The 6,185-nt window shown below is 33.7% G+C and carries 8 protein-coding genes; 2 read left to right on the top strand and 6 right to left on the bottom strand.

Annotated features, from left to right (window positions below):
- Nucleotides 1-45: 45 nt before the first annotated feature.
- A complete protein-coding gene (gene rpsU / locus B6C99_RS06915; protein WP_034882800.1) occupies nt 46-261 on the bottom strand; it encodes a 30S ribosomal protein S21 in 216 nt (71 codons plus the stop codon).
- Nucleotides 262-443: 182 nt separating this feature from the next.
- Here rpsU and hemB point away from each other — a divergent pair, with 182 nt between their 5' ends.
- Complete coding sequence (gene hemB / locus B6C99_RS06910) at nt 444-1,454, top strand: porphobilinogen synthase (RefSeq protein WP_086359172.1); 1,011 nt, start codon at nt 444-446, stop codon at nt 1,452-1,454.
- Between the two features lie 429 nt (nt 1,455-1,883).
- Entirely contained in the window at nt 1,884-2,807 is a 924-nt protein-coding gene (locus tag B6C99_RS06905; protein WP_086359171.1) for a hypothetical protein, read from the top strand.
- Between the two features lie 29 nt (nt 2,808-2,836).
- Here B6C99_RS06905 and nudC read toward each other — a convergent pair whose 3' ends face one another.
- From nudC to rpmH, 5 genes are all read right to left on the bottom strand, one after another.
- Nucleotides 2,837-3,637 carry an NAD(+) diphosphatase gene (gene nudC / locus B6C99_RS06900; RefSeq protein ID WP_086359170.1) on the bottom strand — a complete coding sequence of 267 codons (801 nt, stop codon included), beginning with the start codon at nt 3,635-3,637 and terminating at the stop codon, nt 2,837-2,839.
- A gap of 62 nt (nt 3,638-3,699) precedes the next feature.
- Nucleotides 3,700-5,328: a membrane protein insertase YidC gene (yidC, locus tag B6C99_RS06895; protein ID WP_086359169.1), complete on the bottom strand. Its 1,629-nt coding sequence runs from the start codon at nt 5,326-5,328 to the stop codon at nt 3,700-3,702.
- On the bottom strand, nt 5,328-5,573 hold the full coding sequence (yidD, locus tag B6C99_RS06890; RefSeq protein ID WP_034882864.1) for a membrane protein insertion efficiency factor YidD: 246 nt from the start codon (nt 5,571-5,573) through the stop codon (nt 5,328-5,330). Before yidD ends, yidC begins: the two co-directional genes overlap by 1 nt.
- Nucleotides 5,574-5,620: 47 nt before the next feature.
- Nucleotides 5,621-5,977 (bottom strand): ribonuclease P protein component, encoded by a 357-nt coding sequence (rnpA, locus tag B6C99_RS06885; RefSeq protein WP_086359168.1) that lies wholly within the window; start codon nt 5,975-5,977, stop codon nt 5,621-5,623.
- An 8-nt stretch (nt 5,978-5,985) separates the two neighbouring features.
- The gene (gene rpmH, locus B6C99_RS06880) at nt 5,986-6,126 is read right to left on the bottom strand and encodes a 50S ribosomal protein L34 (protein ID WP_025314679.1); all 141 of its coding nucleotides are present in this window, start codon (nt 6,124-6,126) and stop codon (nt 5,986-5,988) included.
- Nucleotides 6,127-6,185: the final 59 nt, after the last annotated feature.

Below are 6,185 nucleotides of genomic sequence, written 5' to 3'. Positions count from 1 at the left end.
TAATAATACGGCTTGTTAAAATTGTTTATATCTAGAATATAAAAATTAATATAGACGAGTGCGACGAGCGTTTTCTCTTTCTAATTTCTTAGCATGGCGTTTAACAGCAGCTGCTTTTGCGCGTTTACGAATAGTTGTTGGTTTTTCGTAAAATTCACGATTACGAACTTCAGCTAATACTCCTGCTTTTTCGCAAGAACGTTTAAAACGACGTAATGCTACATCGAAAGGTTCATTTTCACGTACTTTAATTACTGGCATGTGCCTCTCACCTCAAATTTGTTTAATATCACAAAGGACCAAAATTAGTGCGCAATTTTACTCCTATTTGGTATAGGTTGTAAAGTAAAATATCGTATAATTACTATATAGTAAATTAATTTGCTAATCTACTTTTTCAATCAGATAATAAAATAGTTTAATTAAAGATATATAGGTGTTTTATGTCGTCTTTTTTTACTGGTCAATATCCACAAAAACGTTTACGTCGAAACCGTGCACAAGATTTTAGTCGTCGTCTGGTAGCAGAAAATCATTTGACGGTTAATGATCTAATTTATCCAGTATTTATTGTTGAAGGCAACAATATCAGTCAATCCGTACCATCAATGCCAAATGTAAAACGAATGAGTATTGATATATTAGTGAAAGAAGCTGAACAAGTTGCTAAACTAGGTATACCAGTACTTTCATTGTTTCCGGCTATTGATTCTTCACTTAAATCACTATTAGCCGAAGAAGCTTATAATGAAAGAGGTTTAGTTCCTAAAGCAATTCGAGCATTAAAAAAAGAAATACCAGAACTCGGAATTTTAACTGATGTGGCTCTCGATCCTTATACGACACACGGTCAAGATGGCATCATTGATGACAACGGTTATGTTCTCAATGATATATCTGTCGAAGCTTTAAAAAAACAAGCATTAATACAAGCTGATGCAGGGGCAGATATTATTGCACCAAGTGATATGATGGATGGACGAATTGGCGCAATACGTAAAGAGCTAGAATCACATAATTTTGTTAATAGCCAAATTATGGCTTACTCGGCAAAATATGCATCTAGCTTTTATGGACCTTTCCGTGATGCCGTTGGTTCAGCCAATAATATCAAAGGTGGCAATAAAAAAACTTATCAACTTGATCCAGCAAATAGCGATGAAGCCTTACAAGAAATTTATCAAGATTTAAGTGAAGGCGCAGATATGGTCATGGTTAAACCTGGTATGCCCTATCTAGATATTGTTCGCCGAGTAAAAGAAACTTTTGCAGTGCCTACATTTGCCTATCAAGTATCAGGAGAATATGCAATGTTGATGGCTGCAATCGAAAACGGTTGGTTAGATGAAAAGTCCACTATCATGGAATCTCTACTCTGTTTCAAACGAGCAGGTGCCGATGGTGTGTTAACTTATTTTGCTAAGCAAGTAGCTCAATGGCTCAATAACCAGTAGTAGCTGTATTATATTTATCATATCAATTTACTAATTATAGTGAATTGATATGATTAACAACGGAAAAACAAGCACAACTTTTTAAAGCAAAATCGAATCTCTTTAGATAAAAACATACCTCAAATTAGCTCAATCAAGCTTTTCCATAATCAATAACATCATTAATGTTTTAATTTTTTTAATAAATATTAAACTAAATCAATTACAAAATCTTAATTTATGGATAAAATATATTAAGTTACTTATTCTGACACTAAAAATCACAAATTAAGTGATGAGAGTGAAGATTAGTCTGATATGATGATCAAGTAACTATTCAATAATAAAAATATTATTGCTCATAGCTAGAATAAACTGATGAATCGAAATATTAATATCGCTATTAGATATAAATAAAATTTTAACCAATAACATTAAGAAGCCAACATTATGAAAAATTATATCTATCTTTTCTTATTAAGTATTCTTTTATTAACTGGGTGTGATGATAAAAAAGACAGCCAACCATCATCTGATGCAACTCCATCGACTAATCAAAATAACGAAGTTAATACTAATACCCAAAATGATACAACTGATAAAACTACAATTACAACAAATAACAATGAAAACAATGCTACAAATTCTAGTAATGACAACCAATCACAGTTATCTACCCAAGTAACCAATAGCTATCTATTTCATACCGAACCAGAACTATTACCTAATAAAAAACTCATTAAACATCAAACTATTCAAAGTTCAGATAAAAAATCTATTAATTATAACGATAAAGGTTATGTTAAAGATTACGACTTGGAAGGATTATATGGCGAAATAAATTATGATACAGCTAAATACATTTATGGTATGAAAGATACCAGAAACAGTTATGACATTACCTTCGATGAATCTAAAAATATCATTGGTATGAAAAATAGTAATGATGAAATTGTCGCTAATAGTGAATTTGATGAACAAGGCCGCTTAGTTGAAACTACTTTATCCAACTTTGCTGATAATAATATTATTTTTAACAGTAAAATTATTTATCAAAGTAATCAAGTGGAACAAGTTTTATATAACGCTTATGTAAAAATGGATGATAAAAAACAATTACCCGTTTTAGTAAGAGAAAAAGATATTATTTATAATGCAGAAAAACAATTAGAAAAAACGATCACTCGAACCTTCAAATTATCTGCCAAAGGTGAAGTCATCATCAATGATAAAAATGAACAAGAATTAGAATCTACTGAAACTTGTAGTTATTCTGAATATAACCAAAATAATGACTGGACCAAAGCTGTTTGTGAAACAACAGGAAATGGTTCAAGTAAAATTAATTTAACCAGAACCATCGAGTATCTATAACTTACCAAATAAAGTGAATATGATGAGTTTTACTCACCATATTCATCATATTCACGGCAAAGTATTACGGTATCTTCAATCAAACGCCTTGCGATCGTGCCATACTCTGGTATTTTGGGTAATTGAGAATAGTGATACCAATTTGCTTCCATTAACTCATTTTTATCGATGGTAATTTCGCCACTCTCGTAATCAGCTAAGTAAGCCATCATCATGGAGTTAGGGAATGGCCAAGGTTGAGAACCAACATAACGAATATTTTTAATTTTTATCTTTGACTCTTCATACACTTCACGAGCTACTGTCATTTCCATGGTTTCACCAATCTCTGTAAAACCCGCTAATACAGTATATAAATTATCTTGATTATGCCTTACATGTTTAGCCAATAAAATTTTATTTTTATTGCGAATAGCGACAATAATAGATGGTGAAATTTGTGGGTAATAACGTTGCTGGCAATGATCACATAGACAACACCATTCGGTTTGACTGATATACATCTCATGACCACAATAGCCGCAATATTTATGAGAACGATAAAACTCTGACAACTGTACTGCCCTGCCAGCCATATTAAATAATGATTGATCGCCAATATTGAGTAAAGGTCTAATCGAACCCATTGAATCTTGCATTTCTTGGCAAATCAACCATGCAGTTTGCCCATTCCATTCACCGATTGATTGAGCTAAATTATTGGTAAAACCAAATTCACTCGCAACACCATTAGGAACCTCACCATTAGGCAACCATAATCGGCCATTTTTGCTAACGAACCAGTAACCTTTTTCATTACCGACTAAATTAAATTGTTTTTGTATATTCATCGCATCAATACTCGAAAATTAACTACTAAAAAGGAGGATTTTACTCCTCCTTTTTATCAATACTATTTCTTTTTCTTCTCATGGAGACCTTTTTTCTCAAGCTCCCAGTAAATTACACGTTGCTGTGCAATAGTAAATAAGTTACTTACGATATAGTATAAAACTAGACCTGATGGGAACCATAAAAAGAATACCGTAAAGATTAATGGCATATAAGTCATTAATTTTTGTTGTAACGGATCGGTAACCGGAGTTGGTGACATCTTCTGAATTAAGAACATGGTCGCCCCCATTAATAATGGGAAAATATAATATGGGTCTTGTGCAGATAAGTCATGGATCCAAAGTGCAAATGGCGCATGACGTAGCTCAACCGTGTTACCTAACATATAAAATAGAGACAAGAAGATCGGCATTTGGATCAACAATGGTAAACAACCGCCAAGAGGATTAACTTTCTCTTGTCTATAAAGTGCCATGGTTTCCATACTCATTTTTTGTCTATCATCACCATAACGCTCTTTTAGTGCCTGTAAACGAGGTTGTAATAACTTCATTTTAGCCATTGAACGGTACTGTGCTCGCGTGAGTGGGAATAAAATACCCCGCACAATAAAGGTGATAACTATTATTGAGAAGCCCCAGTTTCCAATAAAACTATGGATAAATTTTAATAAATAAAACAGTGGTTGAGATAAGAACCATAACCAACCATAATCCACGATTAAATCAAGATGATTAGCCGTTTCTTTCAATTCACTTTGAATTTCAGGACCTAACCATAATTTAGCATTAATTGATTGTGTTTTACCCGGTTGAATAACGGTTGTTTCACCTTTAAAGCCAATTGTCGCTTGGGAATTTTTTGCGGTTGAACGTGAATAAAATAGATTATTCTGATCCTGAGCAGGAATCCAAGCAGAGGCAAAATAGTGTTGCAACATGGCAATCCAACCTGTATTTGTTTCTACTTTTAACGCTTTATCTTTAATATCATCGAAACTATATTTACTATAATTGGTATCAGCACTAGAGTAAGCTGTACCACGGAAAGCGCTTAACCCTAATCCGCCACCGCCTTCAGTAACGGCATCTTTTGGTAGTTCAATTGTTTGTTTTAACTGACCATACATTGCCACTTCTAAAGGATTTTGGCTCTGGTTATTTACCTCGTACTGTACATCAATAGCATAATTACCACGATGTAAGATGTAATATTTAGTAAAGGTTGCGCCATTAACTTGATAGGTAAATGGAACTTTTAACTCATCTTGACCATCAGCTAAAACATACTCAGATTGAGCTGTTTGATACACAGGTCTTTTTGAACCTTGGTTAGCATTATCTGGACCATCTTTGCCAGTTAATCCACTTTCAGCAATGTAAATAAAATCCGGGGTTGAGGTTAATAGTTGAAAAGGTGTACCGGAATGAAGAGTCTGCTCATATTTCAACAATTGGGCAGCTTGTACATCGCCACCATAGGTATTAACCGTTAATGACAATACATCAGATTTTATTGTGATTGTTTTACCTTGCGCAGAATCCGCCGGTGAATTATCTTCACCTATTTGTTGTGTCAATTGGTTAGCGACTGGCGGTTTTGGTGTATGATCCTCTTCCCAAGCTCTCCAAACTAGGAAAGAGACAAAAAGTAAAGCAATGACTAAAATATTACGTTGAGATCCCATTAGTGTTTTTCTCTATTGGTTTTAATTTTCTTAGGAGGAACAAAATCTTCTCCTCCTTCATGTAAAGGGTGACATTTTAATACACGTTTGAGCGTTAGCCAACCACCTTTTATCAATCCGAAGCGTCTAAATGCAATTATTGCATATTGTGAACAGCTAGGAGTAAAGCGACATTTTGGACCCAATAGTGGGCTAATGACATGTTGATATAGCTTGATAATAAAAACAAAAACATTAACAATCATATATTTAACTGCATAAACATGCTGTTTAATGAATAATAATAGCTTGTTTAATTTTTTTGTTTTTTGAAGATTTGCTGACATAGTTTATCTAATGTCTCAACTAGTTGTTGATTATTCAATTGTATAACAGGCTGTTTAGCCATCAAAATAAAATCGATATTAGGAAACTGATGTTGATGGTGACGAAAATATTCTTTAGCTAATCGTTTTATTCGATTACGCTCGTGAGCTCGTTTAACCTGTTTTTTAGCTATAGCAAAACCTAATCTAGGATGATTTAGTGAGTTTTTACGTGTAACCAAAGTCAGAAAAGGAGAACCTGCACGAATAGATTCTTGAAAGACATGATTAAAATCGAAGGGAGTTAACAAGCGTAACTCCCGAGGAAAAGTGAGTTTAGTCACCCAACTTTTTAACTAGCAACAGTTAAACGAACACGGCCTTTAGCGCGACGACGAGCAAGAACTTGACGACCGTTTTTAGTAGCCATACGAGCACGGAAACCGTGAGTTCTATTGCGTTTTAATACTGATGGTTGAAATGTGCGTTTCATGACGATTTATATCCAAATCTAATTTATCAACAAGTAGTAGAGTAAAAACTCCACAGCAT

The sequence above is a fragment of the Gilliamella sp. N-G2 genome (assembly GCF_002142215.1).
Classification (GTDB): Bacteria; Pseudomonadota; Gammaproteobacteria; order Enterobacterales; family Orbaceae; genus Gilliamella.
The sequence above is the reverse complement of the archived record's forward strand: the minus strand, read 5'-3'. Positions and strand labels throughout refer to the sequence as shown.

Coding starts and splice junctions, on each gene's coding strand:
- rpmH (WP_025314679.1), bottom strand. CDS start 6,126: ATGAAACGCACATTTCAACCATCAGTATTAAAACGCAATAGAACTCAC.
- yidD (WP_034882864.1), bottom strand. CDS start 5,573: ATGATTGTTAATGTTTTTGTTTTTATTATCAAGCTATATCAACATGTC.
- hemB (WP_086359172.1), top strand. CDS start 444: ATGTCGTCTTTTTTTACTGGTCAATATCCACAAAAACGTTTACGTCGA.
- yidC (WP_086359169.1), bottom strand. CDS start 5,328: ATGGGATCTCAACGTAATATTTTAGTCATTGCTTTACTTTTTGTCTCT.
- nudC (WP_086359170.1), bottom strand. CDS start 3,637: ATGAATATACAAAAACAATTTAATTTAGTCGGTAATGAAAAAGGTTAC.
- rpsU (WP_034882800.1), bottom strand. CDS start 261: ATGCCAGTAATTAAAGTACGTGAAAATGAACCTTTCGATGTAGCATTA.
- B6C99_RS06905 (WP_086359171.1), top strand. CDS start 1,884: ATGAAAAATTATATCTATCTTTTCTTATTAAGTATTCTTTTATTAACT.